The 22,316-nt window shown below is 37.4% G+C and carries 21 protein-coding genes and 1 tRNA gene; 14 read left to right on the top strand and 8 right to left on the bottom strand.

Annotated features, from left to right (window positions below):
- The first annotated feature begins 211 nt into the window (after positions 1-211).
- The 3 genes from C9J42_RS05615 (at position 212) to C9J42_RS05625 (ending at position 2,842) form a co-directional block, all read left to right on the top strand.
- The gene (locus C9J42_RS05615; protein ID WP_107301756.1) at positions 212-1,915 is read left to right on the top strand and encodes a phospho-sugar mutase; all 1,704 of its coding nucleotides are present in this window, start codon (positions 212-214) and stop codon (positions 1,913-1,915) included.
- A 225-nt stretch (positions 1,916-2,140) separates the two neighbouring features.
- Complete coding sequence (locus C9J42_RS05620; protein ID WP_005365948.1) at positions 2,141-2,317, top strand: ATPase; 177 nt, start codon at positions 2,141-2,143, stop codon at positions 2,315-2,317.
- Positions 2,318-2,524: 207 nt separating this feature from the next.
- Entirely contained in the window at positions 2,525-2,842 is a 318-nt protein-coding gene (locus C9J42_RS05625) for a hypothetical protein (RefSeq protein ID WP_107207527.1), read from the top strand.
- A 76-nt stretch (positions 2,843-2,918) separates the two neighbouring features.
- On the opposite strand, the gene C9J42_RS05630 is transcribed toward C9J42_RS05625, so the two are convergent.
- Both C9J42_RS05630 and C9J42_RS05635 read right to left on the bottom strand, forming a co-directional pair.
- Positions 2,919-3,164 (bottom strand): hypothetical protein, encoded by a 246-nt coding sequence (locus tag C9J42_RS05630; protein ID WP_005365946.1) that lies wholly within the window; start codon positions 3,162-3,164, stop codon positions 2,919-2,921.
- 218 nt (positions 3,165-3,382) lie between these two features.
- Entirely contained in the window at positions 3,383-4,327 is a 945-nt protein-coding gene (locus C9J42_RS05635) for a questin oxidase family protein (RefSeq protein WP_107301757.1), read from the bottom strand.
- 238 nt (positions 4,328-4,565) lie between these two features.
- On the opposite strand from C9J42_RS05635, the gene C9J42_RS05640 reads away from it, so the two are divergent.
- Positions 4,566-5,459 carry a hypothetical protein gene (locus tag C9J42_RS05640; RefSeq protein ID WP_107301758.1) on the top strand — a complete coding sequence of 298 codons (894 nt, stop codon included), beginning with the start codon at positions 4,566-4,568 and terminating at the stop codon, positions 5,457-5,459.
- 41 nt (positions 5,460-5,500) lie between these two features.
- Here the strand turns inward: C9J42_RS05640 and C9J42_RS21785 are convergent, their stop codons facing one another.
- Both C9J42_RS21785 and C9J42_RS05645 read right to left on the bottom strand, forming a co-directional pair.
- A complete protein-coding gene (locus tag C9J42_RS21785; RefSeq protein ID WP_255418313.1) occupies positions 5,501-5,623 on the bottom strand; it encodes a hypothetical protein in 123 nt (40 codons plus the stop codon).
- A 181-nt stretch (positions 5,624-5,804) separates the two neighbouring features.
- Positions 5,805-5,878, bottom strand: a tRNA-Gly gene (locus C9J42_RS05645).
- A gap of 746 nt (positions 5,879-6,624) precedes the next feature.
- On the opposite strand from C9J42_RS05645, the gene C9J42_RS05650 reads away from it, so the two are divergent.
- Positions 6,625-7,923 (top strand): lipopolysaccharide biosynthesis protein, encoded by a 1,299-nt coding sequence (locus C9J42_RS05650; RefSeq protein ID WP_107294369.1) that lies wholly within the window; start codon positions 6,625-6,627, stop codon positions 7,921-7,923.
- A gap of 45 nt (positions 7,924-7,968) precedes the next feature.
- Positions 7,969-8,370 (top strand): ACT domain-containing protein, encoded by a 402-nt coding sequence (locus C9J42_RS05655; RefSeq protein ID WP_107207531.1) that lies wholly within the window; start codon positions 7,969-7,971, stop codon positions 8,368-8,370.
- Positions 8,371-8,386: 16 nt separating this feature from the next.
- On the opposite strand, the gene C9J42_RS05660 is transcribed toward C9J42_RS05655, so the two are convergent.
- The 3 genes from C9J42_RS05660 to C9J42_RS21600 all read right to left on the bottom strand — a co-directional run bounded on the left by C9J42_RS05660 (position 8,387) and on the right by C9J42_RS21600 (position 10,344).
- Positions 8,387-9,391: a nickel/cobalt transporter gene (locus C9J42_RS05660; protein WP_107301759.1), complete on the bottom strand. Its 1,005-nt coding sequence runs from the start codon at positions 9,389-9,391 to the stop codon at positions 8,387-8,389.
- Positions 9,392-9,410: 19 nt separating this feature from the next.
- Positions 9,411-10,055 carry a DUF1007 family protein gene (locus tag C9J42_RS05665; RefSeq protein WP_233217767.1) on the bottom strand — a complete coding sequence of 215 codons (645 nt, stop codon included), beginning with the start codon at positions 10,053-10,055 and terminating at the stop codon, positions 9,411-9,413.
- A gap of 145 nt (positions 10,056-10,200) precedes the next feature.
- Positions 10,201-10,344: a hypothetical protein gene (locus C9J42_RS21600; RefSeq protein ID WP_199187177.1), complete on the bottom strand. Its 144-nt coding sequence runs from the start codon at positions 10,342-10,344 to the stop codon at positions 10,201-10,203.
- A 381-nt stretch (positions 10,345-10,725) separates the two neighbouring features.
- On the opposite strand from C9J42_RS21600, the gene lptA reads away from it, so the two are divergent.
- Positions 10,726-11,223 (top strand): lipopolysaccharide transport periplasmic protein LptA, encoded by a 498-nt coding sequence (gene lptA / locus C9J42_RS05670; RefSeq protein ID WP_107207533.1) that lies wholly within the window; start codon positions 10,726-10,728, stop codon positions 11,221-11,223.
- A 131-nt stretch (positions 11,224-11,354) separates the two neighbouring features.
- Positions 11,355-11,822 carry a GNAT family N-acetyltransferase gene (locus C9J42_RS05675; RefSeq protein ID WP_107207534.1) on the top strand — a complete coding sequence of 156 codons (468 nt, stop codon included), beginning with the start codon at positions 11,355-11,357 and terminating at the stop codon, positions 11,820-11,822.
- A gap of 69 nt (positions 11,823-11,891) precedes the next feature.
- On the opposite strand, the gene C9J42_RS05680 is transcribed toward C9J42_RS05675, so the two are convergent.
- Positions 11,892-13,043 (bottom strand): iron-containing alcohol dehydrogenase, encoded by a 1,152-nt coding sequence (locus C9J42_RS05680; RefSeq protein ID WP_107292689.1) that lies wholly within the window; start codon positions 13,041-13,043, stop codon positions 11,892-11,894.
- A gap of 227 nt (positions 13,044-13,270) precedes the next feature.
- Between C9J42_RS05680 and C9J42_RS05685 the strand changes: the two genes are divergently transcribed.
- The 6 genes from C9J42_RS05685 to C9J42_RS05710 all read left to right on the top strand — a co-directional run bounded on the left by C9J42_RS05685 (position 13,271) and on the right by C9J42_RS05710 (position 22,191).
- Positions 13,271-14,185: an AraC family transcriptional regulator gene (locus C9J42_RS05685; protein WP_107246153.1), complete on the top strand. Its 915-nt coding sequence runs from the start codon at positions 13,271-13,273 to the stop codon at positions 14,183-14,185.
- 170 nt (positions 14,186-14,355) lie between these two features.
- A complete protein-coding gene (locus C9J42_RS05690) occupies positions 14,356-14,970 on the top strand; it encodes an NAD(P)H-dependent oxidoreductase (protein ID WP_107207537.1) in 615 nt (204 codons plus the stop codon).
- A gap of 11 nt (positions 14,971-14,981) precedes the next feature.
- The gene (locus C9J42_RS05695) at positions 14,982-16,922 is read left to right on the top strand and encodes a monovalent cation:proton antiporter-2 (CPA2) family protein (protein WP_107207538.1); all 1,941 of its coding nucleotides are present in this window, start codon (positions 14,982-14,984) and stop codon (positions 16,920-16,922) included.
- 501 nt (positions 16,923-17,423) lie between these two features.
- Positions 17,424-19,565, top strand: coding sequence for a TonB-dependent siderophore receptor (locus C9J42_RS05700; protein ID WP_233217765.1), 2,142 nt, complete (start codon positions 17,424-17,426; stop codon positions 19,563-19,565).
- 54 nt (positions 19,566-19,619) lie between these two features.
- Positions 19,620-20,192 (top strand): YfiR family protein, encoded by a 573-nt coding sequence (locus tag C9J42_RS05705; RefSeq protein ID WP_233217780.1) that lies wholly within the window; start codon positions 19,620-19,622, stop codon positions 20,190-20,192.
- Positions 20,182-22,191 carry a diguanylate cyclase domain-containing protein gene (locus tag C9J42_RS05710; protein ID WP_107246151.1) on the top strand — a complete coding sequence of 670 codons (2,010 nt, stop codon included), beginning with the start codon at positions 20,182-20,184 and terminating at the stop codon, positions 22,189-22,191. The genes C9J42_RS05705 and C9J42_RS05710 overlap by 11 nt, the downstream gene beginning before the upstream one ends.
- The last annotated feature ends 125 nt before the right edge of the window (positions 22,192-22,316 follow it).

Raw genomic sequence — 22,316 nt, forward strand, 5'->3', positions numbered from 1 at the left:
ATAGAGTACTGCGCAATATTCACGCTATCGTTTGCGTGTGCAATAATTAAACACACAGATGTAAATATGATAAAAATAGCATGGTATATAATGCGAATGTTTATCATTTGTGGTTTATTGATAGCATGATGTAGTACTTAATGATGCAAGTTCTTGAACATATCAATTCGATTGTGATTCAGAAAATCATCAACATAGCAGGACAATAATAATGAATAGTGATATCGCTCGTTGGTTGGAACGCGATCCTGACCCAAAAACACGAAATGAATTAGAACAGCTTATCCAAGACAATAATCAAGCAGAGTTAACGGATCGTTTTAACGGTCGATTAGCTTTTGGTACAGCAGGATTACGCGGAGTTGTTGGTGCTGGGCCTAATCGAATGAACCGCTTAGTCATTCAAGAAACAGCGGCAGGATTGGGGCAATATCTGTTACGTTCAGTCCCTGAAGCGGCCAGTAAAGGTGTTGTTATTGGTTATGATGGGCGTCCTGATTCACAACAATTTGCACATGACACAGCATCAGTATTAACCGCACAAGGCATTAAAGTCTATTTAACGGTAAAAGTGGCACCAACGCCAGTTGTTGCATTTGGCGTGAAACATCTTCATACCGCTGCTGCTGTTGTTGTTACTGCCAGCCATAATCCTCCGCAATACAATGGCTTTAAAGTTTACTGGGAAAATGGTGCACAGATTATTCCGCCGCAAGATGCTGGAATCGCCGATGAAATTGATAAAGCGACAAAACATGAATTGTCGTATTTACCGCTAGAAGAGGCTGAAGATAAAGGGCTACTCGTTTGGCTAGATGAAGACTACTACCAAGCTTATCGCCAAACGATGAATACCAATCCGTTATTGATAAATCGCACCAATCCGCAATCAATTAACATCGCTTATACGGCAATGCATGGTGTTGGTGCTGAAATGGCAGAAACATTATTAGCTGATGCTGGATTTGACCATGTTTACAGTGTTGCAGCGCAAAGAGAGCCTGATGGTACTTTCCCTACGGTCAAATTCCCTAACCCTGAAGAAACTGGCGCGATGGATCTTGTTATTGCGGAAGCAAAAAAACACGATGCAGTATTAGCTTGTGCCAATGATCCAGATGCAGATCGCTTTGCTGTTGCTGTACGTCGTGACGACGGTGAATACCAAATGCTAACAGGGGATCAGGTTGGTACATTATTCGGCTATTACTTATTAAGCCATGCACATGCCAATCAAAACCTAGTGGGGAATACAATTGTATCTTCAAGCTTACTTGGCAAGATTGCGACGACTCTTGGAGCGCGTTATTACCAAACGTTAACGGGCTTTAAGTGGCTAACTAATGTAGCGATGGCACAACAAACAGAAGAGCATCAATTCCTGTTCGCATACGAAGAAGCATTGGGCTACACCATTGGTAGTAAGGTGTGGGACAAAGATGGTTTATCTGCATTAGTTGCGTTTGCACAATTAACCGCAGAGTTGCATGCTAAAGGGCAGACTATTTGGGATCAATTAGAAGCTATCTATCGTGAGCATGGTTTGTATATTAATGCGCAACGTAGCATTGCATTGGATCCAACCGCTGCGCCTATCGGTGATACATTACGCCATCAACCACCAACAGAGATTGCAGGGTTACCGATTGTATGCACAGAAGATTATAAGCAATCGTTGAGAACATTTAGTGATGGTACAGTTGAAGGTATTGAATTACCCGTTAGCGATGTATTGATCTATCACTTACAAGGTGGGGCTCGCGTTATTGTTAGGCCTTCAGGGACGGAGCCAAAGATAAAATGTTACTACGAAGTAGTAGAGCCAATGTTACATGAAGATACCATGATTCATGCCCAGCAACGTGCTCAAGAAGCGATGGATATGTTGATTGAAAAGCACCAACAGTCATTGTAAGTAAATTGATTTAATAGAACGATGATGAGTGCGGCATTAATCGATCACCAATGATCTATTTTGCCGCATCTTTTATGCCGGTGACTGCGGCAAACAACGTGGAAGTAGTTATGCAGATTAAAGGTCATTTGGCTATGCATGTGAAACGGTAAACAAGATGCTATCGTGAAACATTTACGTGTATAATCAGCAAATAATATACTATTTAAAAGTTAGGGTTTTCCTATGCATGATTTAAATTTATCTATACCTGATGATTACGAAAAAGAGCCAGAGCTCCCTATTCCCGAGCTTGATGAGCAGAAGAAAATTGTTGCTGAATTAAAGCGATTAGAAGAGGCGGGTGAGCTAACACCAGAAATTCTTCATGCATTTATGACCGGTGAAAGAAAACCGGAATAAGTATCAACTGAGCCTCTGTATTAAGATGATTTTGTCAAATATATAGGGGCTTGATTATTTCTGTAATTATCGATACTAACAAATTGATAATATAAACAAAAAAGTCATTTAATATAGGTTCTAAGTAGTAACAAAATAGCATATGACATAAGCATTTGATTGCATTAATGTGTGCTTATTATTACGGCTGTGTGAGCATACCTATATATGTATTATGTGACCGCCAAGAATATATTTCTAAGTGGCTGGGGGCGTGCAGGTAAGTTTGATTGTTATGTTTGTATTATTTGTAAAACAAGGCATGAAGCAAGTATTGTTGCAGTGAATGCTCAATATCGTTCAGATCTGCAGCGAGTAAAAATACATTCAAAAATCCCATTATCGTTAACAGAAGATACGTTAAAGATTGGTCGGCATATCCTTACTGCTTACATTGTAAAAGTACTCGACAAAACCACAGAGCCTAAACTATTTATGCCTAATTATTTTCAATATAGATCTAAACCGAAAATACTAAAACGATAGGTAAGATGTCTTATGGTCAGTATTTAGGATCTAACGCAATAACAATATGATAAAGATCAGATCCTAAAGTATTTAATTAGTGATGTTTCACACCGTTACGAACAATATCTTTACCATTATCATAAACATCTTGGCTTAACCAGCGTCCATAAATCAACTGCTGATTCTTATCAAAAACAGCGATGAAAGGGCGACCATCAGCGTTATTTTTAGCTAAGCCAATGCCTTCTACATCTTTTAAGCCTAAACCACCATTTTCAATTGAGATAATAAAGGTTTTTAACTCTTCTAGCGTTTCAATAACGTCTTGTTCAATTTTCATTTGTTAATTACCACATAGTAAAAAAGCGTAAGCTGTTTATAAAATAACGTAGATCTAAATTTAACTCTACAGGGTAATACTCTACCTCTGATGCTTTATTTTTGAAATGGCTAGCTTTGTATCGTATAAGATTACGTTAAATAAATGAAAGTTTCACAAACGGACTGCATAGAAAATAGCCATATAAACATCATCATATGGCTGGATATTACTTAATATTAAAGGCTTTCATTGGCTATACATTGATTCGCAATATACTTTAATTCTGCCAATGGATAGCGCTTATAAAGCTCACTACAGCTGTATATCAACGTTATCGTGTGATCATTGTTACTTAAAGCTCCACGTGTGATCGTTTCAAGCCAACTTAGGTGAGGGGGAGGCGGTAATACATCACGAGATTGCGGAAGGTTTTTTCCTACCGTCGCAAAAGCGGCTGTATAACTTTGCCAAAACCATTGTAATGCTGTTTGTTGATCTGGGAAATATTGTAACAGTTCGATAAAAGCGTGAACGGCAGTAATACCATATAAGAAGGTGGAGTCACTTGTTTTACGGTAATACTCAACAACTAGCTGCAATACTTTTTCTATTGTTATATCAACAGGGACGGGAGCAAGCTTTAGATAGTTAGGATGCTGTGCCACCTCAAAAATACGCTGACTAGCATTATTGGTTTGGAATGAGCTATTTGAAAAAGCATACACCAGTTGCTCTAACTGCTGCTCTGCGTTGTATTTCTCTGTTATCGATAATGGAGTAATAAGTTGATAGCTTTGTTCCCAATAGGCTAATGCATAAGCGATCTCACGTTGCTGCTGGCTTTTTATCGCATAAGATAACCGTATCATGCATTGGAAAGCTTGCGCATTAAAACTAGCAATTAACCTTGGCATATAGGCGATGAGTGTTGCTTCAACGCCATCATTTTTAATACGTTGCTCAATTTTATCCGCTTGTTTAATAAAGGGCTCATTACGAGCGACGTTTTCAAGCTGTGATATATATTGATGATAAAAAAGTAATATACGCTCGTCGTTAGCACCCATTTGATCAAGTGCAACTAAAGTCATTGGTAAATGATTACTGATCCCATTTTTATAGGTCGGTTGAAATTGTAATCCCGCTACAATTAATTCGTTAGTTAATAATGATGTTTTCATCTATCGCTTCCATGCAATTTACAACATATTCAATATTAGACGTTCAAAGTAAGAGTGCCTACTTTAAATCGTTTAACTGATTGAAAAATAGTCATATAAAGGAAGTTTTTGATAAATAAAAAATGAGCTTATTGGCGAGGTTTTTAGCAAAATTGATGAAATCTTATAACTGAGTAATAGCACCATACATTTGCAAACTACATTGTTCTATTAAGAGATGATTAATAGGTTGTAGTTTATGGCTTGGCGAATATTTTTAACGTTGATAGCGTGTGGTTCAATGATGGCTTGTAACAGTGATAATGCAAATGCGGTAAAAGTTAATACAACGCCAGAACCAGTACAATCAGAATCAGTTGAAGTGCAAGCGGTAGATGATAACTTGTCTGAGTCTGAGTCTGAGTCTGAGTCTGAGATCTTGACTCAATCGGCTCCAGAACCTGAATGCGACTTAGAAAGTGTTAATTTACTCGATTTTGTTCCTTGGCAACGTGAAGAAGGCTGGTGGGTTGGCGAATATACCTTTTTAGGGGCAGATGGTGATCCCAATGTTTCTGCGAGTTGGCCATATCGTTACGATCACTATCGCGGATTTATCCATTTAGAAGTCATTGGCAACAGTATTAAACAGCGTAATGTGTTTTTGTATCCAGCTAAAAATTCATCTGAATGTGATTCTGTTGAAGATGTTGTTGGCTCTGGTATATGCGGTGATAACGGTAATGAAAAAGTCTTTAGTGCTGATCAAAGCGCGTCAGATTGTGATGGTAATTTATCTGGACCATTTGAAGCTTTTGGCATGACGCTAAGTACCACAACAACATTGATTGGTGATGATACTGTACTGTATCAAGTGCGTTTACCCGATGGGAGTTTTACCCAAAATCAGCTAACGACACTACCACCGAACGATACGCGAGTGCGTACTGCTCAAGGTTTCTTTATGGGATCATCAACATATGCGAGTTACTATCGAGAGCGTAAGGTAACAAAAGAAGAGTTTGTGCAGTTATTAGAAGAAACACGCCAAGAATACAATATATTAGAGCTTGATTATTGTGGTTATGATTCGGGTGGTAACCCAAGCAACGTATCCTGTGATGAACATTTTGGTGTGGCGTTGGGAGATTAAACATAAAGACCAACAAAACATGTTGGTCTTTATTTTTATAATTACTTAATACTGCGGCTCATTTCAACATTGCCATGAGCTTGAATCGATGTGCCTTCTGATAGTGAGTGAGCACAGCCGATAATGAATATGCTAAGAAAGGCTAATATAATCCAATTATTCATTATTTATCTCAGTTAGTCGTAGTAAGGGAGGCAACTTTACGCAGTTAAATAAAGAGATTCAAGTGGGCAGAATTTTGTGTGTATCATGAGGAAAGTCAGATGATTAATAATAATCAAAATATTAACGTTATAGATAAGAGAATCAGTTCGTTAAAATTAGAATGCAGGCCTTGATAAAGACTGGAGCGGATAACGGGAATCGAACCCGTGTCTTGAGCTTGGGAAGCTCAGGTAATACCATTATACGATATCCGCTCTGTTGTTTTACCATAAGTTTTGCTATGTGATGAGTCAATTAAAAAATGATGAAGAGAGTTAATTATTAACAAAATGACTTTAATAAAGAATGACTGTAACTTATAGCAATTTGTATCTGTATTATTTCGATTTCTGGTACCTATACCACATGTAATATTGGGTTATTATAAATCTCTACCAATTCCCATTACATATTTAATAATATGGAAAATCGCCTTTTAAACCGTTTAGATACTGCTTTTTTGACGTTTAAGCCGTATATAAGCAGAAAGTGAAGTAATCAATAACTGTCTTTTCTAAGCGTTAAATAGTTTACTCGGCTAATATGTGACCCATCCCCTGCAGTAGTGTGACATGCATCACATTTTAAAGTATTATTCAAGCTCAAATAAAGAAATGTCATTGTCCTAACAAACAAATATCGTTGGGGTGGACAATGTCTTTTACATATTACAATTGTATTATCTTACGTTGGACTTCAAGAAATGTCGTTAATTACTATTAGTAGAAATAAAATTAAAACTATTCGTGATAAAATTAAAATCTGTGTTAATAATGGTGATGTTGCAAATGTTTCATTATTGTTGTCAGAACTTGAATCAGAATTAAATATTTTTGAGTCATTATACTCATCACCTAAAGAAATATAACCAATAAAGGATTAATGGATTATTATATTTACGAGAGATATTTAAAGATAAATAACGTATTATAATCAGTCTGATGATTTATTGTTTATATATATGGAAAAGCAAAATATTGCCCCGCCATCAAGTGAAGATGCTTTATCTCGATTGAAAACGGCTTTTAAAGCAGGCGCTGCCGCGACACTAGCCAGTATTTCTATTGGTTTTTTATTCAAGATTTGGCTCGCTCAGTGGGTTAATAAAGACGACTTAGCGCTGTTTAATAGTGTGATAGATATTGTATCTCTATCATTAATATTAATGACGGGTTTTCGCTCTTCTATGGTTGTGACTTACAGCCAAACGAATAATGATCGTGACATTATCAATATCTTCCGGTTTTGCTTGATCACGATTGTTCTCTTAACTTGGGGAGTTGTACTTCCATACATTAAACACGAATTACACATCAACGTTGGCTATTTCGAAATGGTTGGTGTGATTTTTAGCATGGGAATGAAGGTTTATTTTACCAACTTGATAGCCATGTACCGTTTGTATGATGTGTCTAATAAAGTGACTTGGATAGAGCCTGTTACGAATGTAGCGGGCTTTGTTATTTGTTACTACGTATTGCACTTTACACCACTTGCCTCATTGTTTTATAGCATGGCATTTTCATCGCTTGTTGCTGCCCATTTTATGTATTGGAAGCGACGTAAACAAATTGCGACGAAACCAATAAAATCGGTTCAACTTGATCCTAATATGCGTAACTATGTTCGCAAAAGCTTCACTGCCTCATTAGAAGCAGGGGCGAGTATATTGATGATTTATATTACGGTTTTATTGACTATCACGCACTTTAGCTTAGATGAACTTGGCGATTTCCAAGTCGTTGTTCGTCCGATATTCACTTATATGACGATGTTATTTGTCTTTCCCATTTATCGTTTTGTTTTGCCTGAGTTAACCTTATGTATTAAGCACGGTGATCACCAACAAGTCAAAGCAATAAGGCGTTGGATTTTTCGTCTCGCAGCAATGGTGAGTGTGACATTTTTCCTCATCATGCTTATCGGTGGGCGTGAAATTATAGGTTTTGTTTTTCCCCCTCAGTATCATGGTGCCGTTATTGTATTATTTCATTTTTCTATGTTCTTTATTTTTATGATGCTAAATGCTTACCAATTAGCCTATATAAAAGCCCATGGGAAATTCACATTAAGCTTACTCATTCGTCTTAGTGGTATCATCACGCTAATAGCAAGTTATTATTTATTATCGATATTTACTGCAAATGTTGTCGCTATTATTGTCGCATTATGTTTAGGTTATGTAATGATGTTCATTCTATCAACGATTGCTGAACGTAAAATATTAAACGGGTATAAGCTGGCTTTATCCAATAGCTAGCTTGTACTTAATATTGTCTTGGATTGATTTTAGGGAAAAAGAAAAATGGCTGGTATCACTGATTTAACTGAGCTTCTGATGAATTTACAACCAGAATTAAGCCTTACGCGTTATATTTTTTGTTGCACAGAAAATACTAATCTAGATGCTATTGCTTCTATGTCACCATTAGCGACATTTTGTGAAGAAGAAGGAATGACATTCATTTTAAGTTATGAAAGTGCAGTCCAGCATAATATTGAAATCAATAATGTGTATCGCTGTATTACATTAAAAGTACATTCCAGTTTGGAAGCTGTTGGTTTAACGGCTACTGTAGCATCAGAGCTTGCGAAGCATGGAATTAGTGCCAATGTGATGGCAGGGTTTTATCATGATCATATTTTCGTCAATGAAAATCATGCCGAGCAAGCTATGCTAGCGTTAACTGAACTATCGCAACGCTAGCATAGAAAAGATTTATTTAGAGTACAGGCGACATCCCATAGCTTTGACTATTAAGTAGCAGTAAACCAAGGCCGATGAGCAATAAGCCCCCAAATAGCTTAAATACTAATGGGGCAAATGAATGCTGGTGATCAGAGTACGCAAGATATTTTGTTACCAGCTTTTTACCCGAAAGTGTCATTGTAGCGATCGTTGAAGTCGTCAGCGCCGTTCCCACAGCCATCAGTAAAGCGCTCACTACACCTAACCAGTACATATCAACCATATTGGCAAAAAGTAGTGCTAATATCGCACCTGTACATGGACGAATACCAATACTGGCGATAATTGCAATATATTCACGCGTATTGGTTGCTTGATTAATACTATCAGCATCAGCAAAGTGTTTATGCCCACAACCACAATCACTGCTATGGCTATGGCTATGGCTATGGCTATGGCTATGGTTATGGTTATGATGAGTATGGTCATGTTTATGGGTTTTCTGTTTGTATAATTGCCAGCTTTGTTTTAAAGCTCGGTAAGCAACAATTACACCCAGTAATAACATGGCCACGAAGCTAAGTGTGATGAATCGGTCTGCTGCGCTATTAATTTCACGCATCGATGAATTAAAAAACACCAGTAGAACGGTAACTAGCACTATAGCAACTAAGGCTTGTAAAAAAGCAGAGATAACCGTCATGATTAAGCTTGCTTTTACTTTAGCTGGGTTTGTTGCTAGATAGGTCGTTACAATCATTTTGCCGTGTCCAGGGCCTAATGAATGAAATACACCATATAAAAAGCTGACGCCAGCCAGCGAATAGATAGCAGCGGGGTTTTCTTTTGCATCATAAAGCAAGTCACTCAATTGACCGTTTATTTCACGTTGCCATTTTATGGTGCTAAGCATTAACGTTGGCCAATTGTGCCAAAGTAAATAACCGACAATAATTAAAAAAGTGGCTACAAGGGTTGCGCCTAACCAATAGTTTCCTTTGTTCGTATGAGCATGTTGCTCGGAATGATGGTGCTCCATGGAAATCCTTTAATAAGAGTTAGTCGGCTGATTGGCAATGCAGTTTTACTGTTTGAGTAAATAGTTGACCAAGTGCATTATCGGGATCGGCATCAGGTGGTAATGATTGGGCATAAAGCATTTGCTCTGGACTTGGGTTAGGCTCAACGAGGTCAAAAGTACAGACTTTGCTTAACTCTGGCGATAAGATGATGTCGTTTTTTGCTTTCCAAGACATATCAACATAGTAACTTGGTTCAAAAATAAGTAGTCGTAATGAATCTTTGGTTAGTGGCTGAGGTTTAGACAGTGGAAGTTCAAATGTGAGTGTCGCTTTAGCGCGATCTTTTGTTAATACTCCATCGGTAGCAATTTTATATTTGATTGGTTCTTGGTCATTATAAAAGTAAGTAAAATAATGCTCATTCATCATATTTTTCATTACAGAATCACCAACACGAGCAAGTGTTTCTGTTTTGCTTTCCGGCGACATATCTTCACCGTCCAGCATATATGCTGTTGTCATAGCATCAAAAGTCCATACCATTTTAAATCCTGTGATTTGTTTTTTATCACCTTGGATATAGGTTTTCATATCAATCCATGAGTGTGGATGTGCTTGGCTAGCGGTTGAAAACAAGGTTAAAGACGAAAGTAATATTGCAGGAAAAGAAATCCAACGCATAGAAAATGCAATCTCCATATTTACAAGCTTGGCACTATGTTTAAGCATCAAAGAAGACTAAAGTAATGTTATATTATAACAGTGCCCTTTGTTTGCACAAAGTGAATTCAGTGCAAATAATCTTGAGGATATATGGTAATTAAGACTAGGGTTTTAATTCTGCGAGTAAAAAGGCAGAAGTCGCAATAATGATACCAGCAAAGATGGCGAGTGGTTGGTTATGGTCAAAGCCTGCAATCAGCGTTAACACTATGCCCAATGCGATATATAGCTTCTGTCTGATGATCATTTAGCACTCCAATACGATGTATTTCTTTATTAATAACACGCATCGCGGTAGGTGTGTTAACGACATGTCAAATCTTAGTTGTTAGAAGATACGTAGTTTAATTAACTGATTGATAAATGTTTTATATCGTTTAGAGTTTGAAGTTGTATAGTTCTTCAATATAAATATGTGCAGTAAGATAATCTATAAACTGGTATTTAGCCTGTAGATAGTACTAATTTTGAACTATGTGATACAGGTAAGGCTAAACTTGGTATTAGTGACCGTTTTGATGAAATAAAAAACGCCATTTCAAATTATTCATCGCTTTGCCGCTATTTGCTGATTTTCAAGGTATAATAAGCAAAGAAGACGTAAATAATAGAGTAGAAGAAACTAAGTATGAAATTAAAGCTATTTGTGGCTGGATGTATGTTGTTACTGAGTTCATCGACATGGGCTGAAAAAGCAGATACACAGCTCCCTATCCATTTGGCAGCAATTACACAAGATGTTGATGTTATCAATAATATCACAACCTTAACTGGAAAGGTTGATATCACACAGGGTGGCGTTCAGATTAAAGCGGACAAGGCCGTGATAAAGCTGGACAGCAAAACAAAAGCACTAAAGAGTGTGGAAGTTTATGGTAAACCCGCTTACTTTCATCGTGTAATGGAAGATGGAAAGGTGGTGGATGGAGAGTCGCTTTACGGCATTTATACACCAACAAATAACATGATGGTGTTAAAAGATAAGGCTAAAATAACTCAAAATGGCAGTACGATCCAAGCGGCTGAAATAAGCTATAACTTGGCTTCTCAGGTGATGCAAGCAAAAGGCTCTAAGTCACGCCAAGTGAATACTGTTTTACTGCCTGAAAATTTAAATAACCGATGAGCAAAATAAGCAGAAGTCTTTATTGCTTTTGCTTATATTTGGTCAAATTGACATAGATTTTGCACGTTGTTCAAAAACCGATCAATGATCTTATAGAAATATTAATAAAATAGATAAAGAAGGTCGCTGCAGTGGAATTAGTACAAGTTAATGCTTCAAACATAACCATTTATTTAAACTTAACTCAGGCATATGAAGCTGAGTTTTCACCACTGACGAAAAAAGTGCCTGATAATGATGGTAAATTTGCGCTTGATACGCCAATAGAAGGTAATGTACTTGGCTTTCTTTTATATTTTGATGGTGTGCCAGCGGGATTAGCAGCGATTGCTGACCATGGTAACAGTCATTATGAGGTATGTGATTTCTATGTTGTGCCTGTCTTTCGTAAAAATAAAGCAGGTCAACGTTTCGCACATAGCTTGTTTTCAATGATGCCAGGTGAATGGGAAAGTAAGCAAATTGAAGGCGCAGTTCATGCGATTGCTTTTTGGCGTCGTGCTATCGGTGCGTACACAAATGAACAGTATGTTGAAGATATTTATCACGATAGCTACTGGGGTGATGTTACTCGCCAGCGTTTTACTATTTCGGTTTAGTGATTACAAAAATAATAAAGGGAGCTAATGCTCCCTTTTTTCAAATTGTTAGCGTATTACAATATAAACTTATAATGCCGTCATTAAGATTTTACGACTTATCTCTGGCGTAATATCGTGATGTTCACTTAATGCGATCATGCCATGTTTTTTAAGGCTTTCGATAAGAACATCGATATCTTTTTCTCCTAAATCAACGTCAGTAAGTGTTGTTGGTACACCCATTTGTTTGAAAAAGGCGATGGTTTTTTCAATCGCAGCGTCAATACGTTGATCTGCTGTACCTGTTGTTAAACCAAAGATACGCTCAGCATATTGCAATAATTTTGCTTCTTTTTCTTTACGACGTACTTTCATAACAGCAGGTAATACAATGCTTAGCGTACGAGCATGATCAATACCGTAATTACCTGTTAATTCATGGCCAATCATATGTGTTGTCCAATCTGATGGAACGCCAACACCAATTAAACCATTGAGTGCTTGAGTGGCAGACCACATAATATTGGCTCGAACGGCAAGATCATCGGGTGTGGCTAATGCTTTTGGCCCTTCTTCAACTAAGGTATGCAGTAAACCTTCAGCAAAACGATCTTGGACTTTTGCATTCACCGGATAAGTTAAGTACTGCTCCATTGTATGAACAAAGGCATCAACAACCCCGTTTGCTACTTGGCGAGAAGATAAACTCAATGTTGTTTGTGGATCTAAAATAGCAAATGCAGGTTTTACGAGTGGCGAGCCAAAGAATAACTTGTCTTTACCACGCGAAACTACAGAACCACCATTACTTTCAGAACCCGTTGCAGGTAAGGTTAATACACAACCAAGAGGAACAACCTTAGTGACAGGCTCTTGCTTAAGTAAAATGTTCCAAGGATCTTCTCCCTGATAACAGGCAGCAGCGGCAACAAATTTAGTACCATCAACAACTGAACCACCACCTACCGCTAATAGGTAATCATAACCTTCTGTTTTAACTAGTTCGACGGCCTTCATCAGTGTGTCATATTGTGGATTAGGCTCAACGCCTGAGAATTCTCCCCAGTTAAATCCGTCCAACGCTGCTGTTACTTGGTCATAAACACCATTTGATTTGATAGAACCGCCACCGTAAATAACCAATACTTTTTTATCTTTAGGAATAGCTTGGCTAATTGCCGCGATTTGACCTTGACCAAAATGAATGCTTGTAGGGTTTTGGTAGGTAAACTTATCCATTGTAGGCTCCGTTATATCGTTGTGATATTGATATTCTAATTATTGTGTTGAGATCTCTAGTGTAGAAGCGAACGTAGGATAAACTAAATACATAATTCTCTTTATTTCTTGCCTATTTCTATTTTAGCCACCTTGCTTGATATGTTAGTTATAAGGTAAATAGGTGTAGAATGGCAAAACAATGACTGTTATGTCGATCGTTAATGAACAGGTTTGATGGATGTACAATGAGAGCTGAGCTTAAAAGAGAGCTAGCTATAGTTGCTAGTCAATTATGTGAATATTACAAAATATCAGACCAAACTAATCGGGTGCATACGTTGCTAACTGGTGTGCGATTATTTCGCATTGATCGTTACCATAAGCTGACGCCACAAATGTATGAACAAGGAATAGTTGTTATTTTTCAGGGAAGTAAAATAGGGCATTTAAATCAACATCAGTTTGGTTATGACGTTGAACAATGTCTTATTGTGTCGACATCTTATCCTATAACATGTGAAACATTTGCCTCTCAGCAAGAACCATTAATGGGGATCAATATTGATATTGATATTAATGTGATCAGCCAGTTAGTTTCTGATATGGAATTAGAATCTAAAAATTGGGGAGAGTTAGACACACGCTGTGGTGTTTCCCCTGCACCAATGACTGAGTCAATGTATCTTTGTATGTTGGAGTTGCTTAATGTTTTGCATAATCCTCTTGATGCTAAGGTACTTGGCCCCTCAATTCTCCGCCAGTTTTTCTATTACTTATTGCAAAGTGAGAAAGGCTATTTATTGGCACACTACTGCGAGCAAGACAGTTCTTTAGCTAAAATTTCGGCCGTGATCGGCCATGTGCAAAAGAATTTTGCGCAAAAATTACATGTTAATGAACTAGCTGCAATGGCTGGGATGAGCGTCTCAGTTTTTCACAAAGTTTTTAAACAAGTTGTCACGGATCCTCCTTTACAGTACATCAAAAAAATTCGGCTGAATCATGCTAAAAACTATATTTTACAAGAAGGTCTTTCAGCCAGCCTTGCGTCTCAACGAGTAGGATATGAAAGTGCTGCTCAATTTAGCCGAGAATTTAAGCGATATTTTGGTGTACCACCTAGCCGTATTGATGAAATTTCAGATTATTCACGAAAATAATCTATAGATATCAATAAATATTTAACTAAAGTTGATTGTGTAATTTCAGGTATAATCGTTATTCTTTTTAGGGATGTAACTTGTTGTTTGTATACATAGTGCGGAACTTTAGAAGCGGTTAGTTGTCACATCGTCGTCGTGGAACGAAATATTATTAAAACAGGAAAATCATGCCTGAGTCTCAACCTAAAATTCTGATCCTATTTGCCCATCCTTCGCCAAATCGTTCAGAGATCAATGTACCCTTATTTAATGCATCTAAAACTATAGCCAATGTAACGTGCGTTGACTTATATGCCGAATATCCAACCTATCGTATTGATATAGATAAAGAACAACAGCGCCTTCGTGAACATGACGTTGTTGTGTTTATGTTTCCACTCTATTGGTATTCCACCCCATCGTTATTAAAAGAATGGCAAGATTTAGTGCTTGAGTACGGGTTTGCATATGGCAGTGAAGGGAATGAACTGGTTGGTAAAAAATTTGTTTGTGCTTTGACAGCCGGAGGCCCTGAATCAAGTTATCGTAAAGAAGGTTTTAACCATTATACCATTCGTGAGTTATTACAACCTCTAGAGCAAATGGCAGAGCTAACGGGTATGGATTTTCTAGCGCCATTTGCACTTTTTGGTGCGGGCATGGCGAATGAAGAAAACCGTATTGAACAGCACATTAAAGATTGGAAACGTGTTCTGATTGCGATTCAAGATAATAAATTCAACTATGAGGTTGCGAGTAAATTATCAAAAATGAATCACAGCCTAGAATTAGTCATTAAATAGAAGAGACGACTATGACTGGATATTTTTTGCAGGCTTTCATCTATTTGGTGGCCGCCGTTATTGCTGTTCCGCTTGCTAAGCGATTAGGGCTAGGTTCAGTACTGGGTTATTTAATCGCAGGTGTGGTTATTGGCCCCGTTATTGGTTTAGTTGGTAGCGAAACCACGACGATTCAGCATTTTGCTGAGTTTGGTGTCGTTATGATGCTGTTTGTTGTCGGTTTAGAACTTGAGCCTAAAATGTTGTGGGGTATGCGTCATCGCTTATTAGGCTTAGGTGGTCTACAAGTGGTTGTTACCGCTTTAACCGTGATGGGTATTGCACATTTATTTGATATTGCTTGGTCTTACGCCCTTGCTATTGGTCTTATCTTTTCACTTTCTTCTACTGCGATTGTACTGCAAACATTCAGTGAAAAAGGGCTAAGTAAAACAGAAGGTGGAAAAAGCGCATTTTCAGTATTGCTGTTTCAAGATATTGCCGTCATCCCAATGTTAGCTTTGATCCCTTTACTGGCAGTACCTGAATTAGTGGCAAAGTCACAAGCCGTTGTGACAAAAGCTGCTGAACATCATGATGATCTTAGCCTAGTAGCGAGTCTTCCCGGTTGGGCTTATGCGATTGTAATTATTTTAGCGATCGCTGGTGTTGTAGTTGGTGGTCATTATTTAAGCCGTCCGTTATTCCGTTTTGTTGCTTCATCGGGCTTGCGTGAAATTTTTACCGCAACAGCATTGATGTTAGTTATTGGTATTGCAGCCTTAATGAGTCTAATTGGTTTATCGCCAGCACTCGGTACTTTCCTTGCTGGCGTGGTACTTGCCAATAGTGAATTTAGACATGAACTTGAATCTAATATCGAGCCTTTCAAAGGGTTACTATTAGGGCTTTTCTTTATTACTGTTGGTGCAGGTATTGATTTCAACGTACTGTTTGATCAATTTGGCACAGTAATTGGCTTAACCATTGGTGCGATGTTGGTTAAGTTTATTGTTCTGTTGGTACTTTCTTTTATTTTCAAGGTAAAAGGCAGCGACCGTTGGCTCTTTGCGTTAAGTTTGGCGCAAGCGGGTGAATTTGGTTTTGTATTATTAAGCTATACCGTACAAAACAACGTTCTACCTGAGTCAATGAGCCAAACACTCTCACTGGTGGTTGCGCTATCTATGTTTTTAACACCAGGTCTATTTATTTTATATGATCGTGTGATTTTACCTCGTTTCTGCGAGGCTAAAAACGAGCGTGAAGCTGATGAAATAGATGAGCAAGGGAAAGTCATCATTGCGGGTATTGGCCGTTTTGGTCAGATTGTAAACCGACTATTGGCATCTAATGGGGTGCAAACAGTCGTGCTTGACCACTCTGTAACGCAAATTGACAACATGCGCCAAATTAATATTAAGAGTTTCTTTGGTGATGCGACGCGACATGATTTGCTTCATACCGCAGGTATTGAAGATGCAAAACTGTTTATTGTTGCCATTGATGATAAAGAACGAGCCACAGAGCTTGTTCATTATATTAAGCAAACATATCCTCAAGTACGGGTATTAGCACGTGCTTATGATCGAGGTCATCATTATTCGTTACGTTGCGCTGGTGCTGATTACGTGATCAGTGAAACATACCGCTCTGCACTAGCCTTGGGCACAGAAGCGTTGAAAAATTTAGGGGTGCATCCATTCAGAGCTGAGCAGCAAAAGGCTACATTTGTTGAAACTGAAGCCCGAAGTAAAGAGAAGCTTTATCAAACATGGTTAGAAAGTACAGAAGAAGATCGTTTTAATACCTCTTATGTGGAATTGTTTAACCAATTAGAGTCAACATTAAGTGATGTAATGAAACAAGAGCGGACTGACAAGCATACGAAGTCAGAACGTGGTTGGACGCCACCACCTAAAGTGTTTAATGATGAAGTAGAACAAGATTTAGTTGAAAAGCATGATCACTAATAGCTGATGACTATCATTTCTAAGCCATAGAAAAGGAGCTGCAAAGCTCCTTTTTAATTGAGTGAATTATTAATTATAATATTCAATCAGTGTCGAATTTCTAGATATCACCTTTATTTATTGCGGATAATGGCTAATAAAAAATAATCTTAGAGATAATCCGGTTTCACCAATGTTAGTAATGTTAATAAATCATGAACTTAGTGTTAACTTGATCGGATTATTTACATTTCGTTAAGAAAAAAATAATTCCTTTTTGGAATCAAATTAATAGTGAATTATTAATTGTTATGATAATAAATGTATATTTAACTTCTTGGATATCGCTATGTTAGCTATATATTTATCTAATTGTTACATTATAAATGAAAAAGAATATTTTTTACCATCAATTATTCCATTAGGGTATTTTGCTGGCTATTTGAAGTTTATAAATTGTAATTATTAAAAAACAGAACTACTTTGCTAGAATTAGTTTGAGATTTTTACTTTCTAATAATTATGAAAAATTACTTAATCAAACCATCTATTTTATTTTCAGTACTTTGTTTTTCTAGCTACGGCAATGTTTCATTAGCATCTGAAATTGATGACTTGATGTCGATGGATTTAGATGACCTCACAACGCAAAGTGTGACAGTTACTACGGCTGCAAAGAAAGAGCAATCGTTAAGTGATGTGCCTGCTGCTATTTATGTTATTACCAATGAGCAAATTAAGCGCAGTGGTGTTCGTTCTATAGCTGAAGCCTTAACTTTAGCGCCAGGAGTACAGGTAACTAAAATCAGTGAATTTAATTGGCAAGTATCCTTACGTGGTTTAAACGAGGCATTATTTAACAAATTATTAGTCATGGTTGATGGTCGTAGTGTATTTAGTCCTTTAATGTCAGGGACTTTTTGGCACACTATTGATGCTATTTTAGATGACATTGATCGCATTGAAATATTACGCGGTTCTGCCGGGACAATGTGGGGGGGGAATGCAACTAACGGCGTCATTAATATCATTACTAAAAATAGTAATGAAACGTTGGGACAATTTCTTGAAGTCGCTGTAGGTGAATATAATTATAAAGAAGTTAGTTATCGTAACGGTTTTCAAATTAATGATGTGACAACAGCAAGATTATCAATGAAAGGTGTTCAATCTGACTATTACACTTTCAATGATGATGAATGGAATAGTTATGATATTTCATTTCGTACGGATTATGTTGAAGATGATCGATTTTTAACATTTCAGTTAGGCGGTTATCATACCAAGTCTGAACATTCTGATTGGTATCGTTATGAAATTTTAGAGACCCCCTTTTACCCTAATGATCCAATGAGTGCTGTCGTTGGCTATAAAGTAGGGCTAGAAGATTATTCTCGTGGTTTTTATACTAATTTAAACCTAGGTAAAACGGTTGATGATACGCAGTATGAAGCAACATTGTGGGTTGATAGTAACTCAAGAACAGAACCCTCCGCGAATGGTGAATACGATACATTTAATACAGATGTGTTAGCAATCAAGCAAATAAATCAAAATAATGAGCTGACATTAGGCTTAGGTGCGCGTTATACCAAAATAAAAGTTCCTGAGAAAAAAGCAGACTTTTACCTTGGTATGGAGCCATATCGTCGTACTAGTTCGAAGCAAATAGAACGCGAGCAAATTTATAATGTTTTCTCGCAATTAGAAACTCGGCTAACAGATAAGTTCACCTCTAGCATAGGAGGAAAAGTTGAACATTTCACTCGAAATAATACGACTGAGATTCAGCCTCAAGCGAGATTGTTGTATCGCGCTTCTGATGATCATCAATTCTGGGCGGGCGTTGGTCGAGCTGTTGTAACACCTTCCTCGGTTGATTCGACGACTGATTTATATCGATTAGGATTTGTAGTTGCACCCTTGCCTAATTGTGATGTTTCACAGCAAAATTGTTATGCCCAATATCCTATGCTTGCGTTGACGGCGGGTAATTCTGATATGGATAATGAATCGGTTGTTACATGGGATGCAGGATATAGAGGGAAACTCTCAGATACATTATCGTTCGATACAACGATTTTCCTAAGTCACTATGAAAATTTGCGGATGCTTGATAATGGGTCATGGTATTGTCGCTACGGTGAATGTGTTGATGGTTCGACACAACCTGGTCAATTAGCCGTTCACGAGTTTAAATTAGTTGATGCTATTGATGCACAAAGTTACGGTGCTGAATTGTCACTGTTTTGGCAGCCAGCAAATGATATAAATATCAATACATCATACAGTTATATTGATACTCAGGCTGAATGCAGTACAGAATATATGACATGTAATAGCTATGATAATGGCGGTTACAAAGTTTTGTATAATCTTCAGCCAAAACATTACGTTTCGTTACAAATGATGTGGACGATTAACTCACAATGGCAAATAGATGGCTGGCTAAAACATAAGAGCTCGGTATCATCATCTCTTGATTTTTATCAGCCGCCTGCAATAACGACAATGGATGTGCGTGTTGCGTGGCAATACAATCAAGATTGGCCACTGGTTGAGTTTGTGGTTGATGGTTTAGGTAGTTCAACATATGAAGATTTACCGAATAAAGTACCATTAGAAGAAACAGCGTTTTTACGTTTTTCATGGACAAAATTGTAATGAGGCGGAATGCAGAGTAACTATTTCACTCCAGGTAAAGTTGTGTTGAATAAGATGGTAGGGCTGCTTGCAAAGCCTTACCATTTCTGCCGTTTGTACTTTCTGTGTTTTACTGCTGTTGTACTTATTTGTATCTATACTTTTGCAAATAAAGCCAATGCAGATAGCGTTGCTGACTATGAAATATCTGCTGTCTATATTTACCGTTTTTCTCAGTTTGTTACTTGGCCTCAAGACGACAGAACATTAACTTATTGCACTTTAGGTACTGATAATATCGCGTTAACATTAAGCCGATTGCTGAAAGCTAAAAATAACAAGATTGTTACGTTAACGAGCATTAGTCAGCTTGCGCAGTGCCAAATTGCTTATATTTCTAGGCAAAAAGAACTGGGTTTAACTCAAATACCAATTAAAGAAGGGGTGCTGACGATTGGTACTGGTAATTCCTTTTTAGCAAAAGGAGGGATGATTGAATTACGTTCAGTCAATAATAAAATCCGCCCTGTTATTGCTATATCGAGTGCCAAAAAAGCTGAGTTAACAATAAGTTCAAAATTATTGAAAATAGCTATACTTCCTTCTCTCAATAGCCAGCAGCAGGGAGGGGAAAATCATGCGCAATAATTGGATGAATTCTCTCTCTCTTAATCAACGTCTATATTTGCCGTTAGTCTTTTTTGTTGTTGTACTTTTTATCTTATTTCAAACGTTAAGCTCTTATAAATATATAGAGAGTGAAAAGCAAAATTTAGTAAATCGAATTACGATATTAAGTACGGGTATTGGTACGAATTTAACTGCCGCTATTCAGTTTGACGACGCGACAACCGGGCAAGAGATTTTATCGGCATTTTCAGCCGATCCAATGATCGTATCTGTTTCTGTGTTAACTGCGAACGATGTCGTTTTTGCTGGATTTAACAATACCGATAATAGGCATTTACCAGCAAATGATGCAGAAGAGGTCATAGTTAAAGCGCAAGGGCATGTTTTTAGTAAACAGTATTTATATATGCAGATCCCTATCTATATAGAGAACACAGAGCTTGCAAAAATGCGCATTGTTGTGTCTCTTGATAGATTACATGCCCTTAAATCATCTCAGATAGAAATTAGCTTGTATTTATTAGTGATTTTAATTTTATTTAGTAGTTTCGTTATCCGTCGATTACGGCATTGGATGATCAGTCCTATCCGTCAATTAAATGATGCGATGATTAATGTGATTCACTTTAATCAAACTGAAGTTGTACAGCATCCTACAAGTTCGAAAGATGAGCTAAGTGAATTGATCGATTGTTTTAATACGATGATCATAAAACTGAATCAGCGTGAATTAAAAATTAAACAGACTATTTCTCAATTAGAATATGAGAAAGAATTTGCCGACGATGTGATTAGTACAGTACAGCATGCGCTGTTAGTTGTTGATCATTCTGGACATATAATATTAGCCAATGATAGCAGCTCGAAACTATTTCACGATTCACCACAAGTTCTGCAATCCCAACATATTTGTGATGTGATTAAACCGGTTGATCTTGAAAAATTTCAAGATCAATTAGATCAAACACTACAGGGCAATAAGCAGTTTAGTCATGATTTAGTTAAAACGGTTGGCATAAAGGGAACGGCAATATATCAAGTAGTGAGTCATCCGCTACAGCATAAAAACCAGACTTTATTTGCGCTAGAAGATGTGACGGAACGGAGTGTTGCAGAGCGGCAACAACAGTTAGCGGCTAAGATTTTTGAAAATAGCCGTGAAGCGATTTTATTACTCAATGGCCAAGGTTATATTGAGATGGTGAATCTCGCTTTTTGTGAATTGATTGGTCAAGAGCACGGAACCATTATTGGTAAATATTACCGTTCGGTATTAATTGAAACCGAAACACTACTGATGAGAAAAGAAATTCTAATGTCGTTGTCTTTAGATCAGCAATGGCAAGGAGAATGTTCGTTCTTTAATCGTAAGAGAGGTGTTACGACATCTTTACATTTAAAAATAAATCAACTGATTGATACTGAAAGTAATGAGAGCCAAATTGTTGTGTTGGCTTCCGATATCAGCTCAGTAAAAGAAGCACAACGTTTAGCGTATATTGCTCAGCATGATGCATTAACACATTTACCTAATCGTGAATTCTTACACCATTATCTAGTAGAAGCGCTTACTTTACCTCGTAGCGATGTAATGGCTGTACTGTTTATTGATTTAGACGGCTTTAAATTTGTAAATGACTCTTACGGCCATGATATTGGCGATAAAGTACTTCAAATTGTCGCGAAGAAATTAATGATGAGTGTTCGTCAAAACGATATTGTTACGCGCTTAGCTGGAGATGAATTTGTAGCTGTACTCAATCCGGTTAATAGTCGTGAACCTATTTTAAATATAGGAGAGCGTATTATTAACAATATTTCCCAGTCAATTAATATCAAAGGCTATAGTATTAATATTGGTGCGAGTATCGGCTGTTACTATATTGAACCTCAAGATGTGACGGGGATTGATAGTGTCTTACATTGTGCGGATATGGCGATGTATCAATCAAAGATGCAAGGAAAAGGGCGTATCACTGAGTTTAATCAGCTCAACATAGACACACTTGCCGAATAGTGGTTTAGGCAGCATTATTTTACATAGTATTAAAAAAGAGAGGGCGCAACTTTCGTTGCGCCCTTAGGTCTTACTTGCAGCCATCCTGCTACTATCGTGCTCCTTGCATCATTCCTTTGATTGCT

Source organism: Photobacterium sp. GB-56 (assembly GCF_003026105.1).
In the GTDB taxonomy this organism is placed as follows: Bacteria; Pseudomonadota; Gammaproteobacteria; order Enterobacterales; family Vibrionaceae; genus Photobacterium.

Excerpts from the sequence above, each read along its gene's own strand:
- C9J42_RS05615 (WP_107301756.1), top strand. The coding sequence starts at position 212 with ATGAATAGTGATATCGCTCGTTGGTTGGAACGCGATCCTGACCCAAAA.
- C9J42_RS05620 (WP_005365948.1), top strand. The coding sequence starts at position 2,141 with ATGCATGATTTAAATTTATCTATACCTGATGATTACGAAAAAGAGCCA.
- C9J42_RS05625 (WP_107207527.1), top strand. The coding sequence starts at position 2,525 with ATGTATTATGTGACCGCCAAGAATATATTTCTAAGTGGCTGGGGGCGT.
- C9J42_RS05630 (WP_005365946.1), bottom strand. The coding sequence starts at position 3,164 with ATGAAAATTGAACAAGACGTTATTGAAACGCTAGAAGAGTTAAAAACC.
- C9J42_RS05635 (WP_107301757.1), bottom strand. The coding sequence starts at position 4,327 with ATGAAAACATCATTATTAACTAACGAATTAATTGTAGCGGGATTACAA.
- C9J42_RS05640 (WP_107301758.1), top strand. The coding sequence starts at position 4,566 with ATGGCTTGGCGAATATTTTTAACGTTGATAGCGTGTGGTTCAATGATG.
- C9J42_RS21785 (WP_255418313.1), bottom strand. The coding sequence starts at position 5,623 with ATGAATAATTGGATTATATTAGCCTTTCTTAGCATATTCATTATCGGC.
- C9J42_RS05650 (WP_107294369.1), top strand. The coding sequence starts at position 6,625 with ATGGAAAAGCAAAATATTGCCCCGCCATCAAGTGAAGATGCTTTATCT.
- C9J42_RS05655 (WP_107207531.1), top strand. The coding sequence starts at position 7,969 with ATGGCTGGTATCACTGATTTAACTGAGCTTCTGATGAATTTACAACCA.
- C9J42_RS05660 (WP_107301759.1), bottom strand. The coding sequence starts at position 9,391 with ATGGAGCACCATCATTCCGAGCAACATGCTCATACGAACAAAGGAAAC.
- C9J42_RS05665 (WP_233217767.1), bottom strand. The coding sequence starts at position 10,055 with ATGCGTTGGATTTCTTTTCCTGCAATATTACTTTCGTCTTTAACCTTG.
- C9J42_RS21600 (WP_199187177.1), bottom strand. The coding sequence starts at position 10,344 with ATGATCATCAGACAGAAGCTATATATCGCATTGGGCATAGTGTTAACG.
- lptA (WP_107207533.1), top strand. The coding sequence starts at position 10,726 with ATGAAATTAAAGCTATTTGTGGCTGGATGTATGTTGTTACTGAGTTCA.
- C9J42_RS05680 (WP_107292689.1), bottom strand. The coding sequence starts at position 13,043 with ATGGATAAGTTTACCTACCAAAACCCTACAAGCATTCATTTTGGTCAA.
- C9J42_RS05685 (WP_107246153.1), top strand. The coding sequence starts at position 13,271 with ATGAGAGCTGAGCTTAAAAGAGAGCTAGCTATAGTTGCTAGTCAATTA.
- C9J42_RS05690 (WP_107207537.1), top strand. The coding sequence starts at position 14,356 with ATGCCTGAGTCTCAACCTAAAATTCTGATCCTATTTGCCCATCCTTCG.
- C9J42_RS05695 (WP_107207538.1), top strand. The coding sequence starts at position 14,982 with ATGACTGGATATTTTTTGCAGGCTTTCATCTATTTGGTGGCCGCCGTT.
- C9J42_RS05700 (WP_233217765.1), top strand. The coding sequence starts at position 17,424 with ATGAAAAATTACTTAATCAAACCATCTATTTTATTTTCAGTACTTTGT.
- C9J42_RS05705 (WP_233217780.1), top strand. The coding sequence starts at position 19,620 with ATGGTAGGGCTGCTTGCAAAGCCTTACCATTTCTGCCGTTTGTACTTT.
- C9J42_RS05710 (WP_107246151.1), top strand. The coding sequence starts at position 20,182 with ATGCGCAATAATTGGATGAATTCTCTCTCTCTTAATCAACGTCTATAT.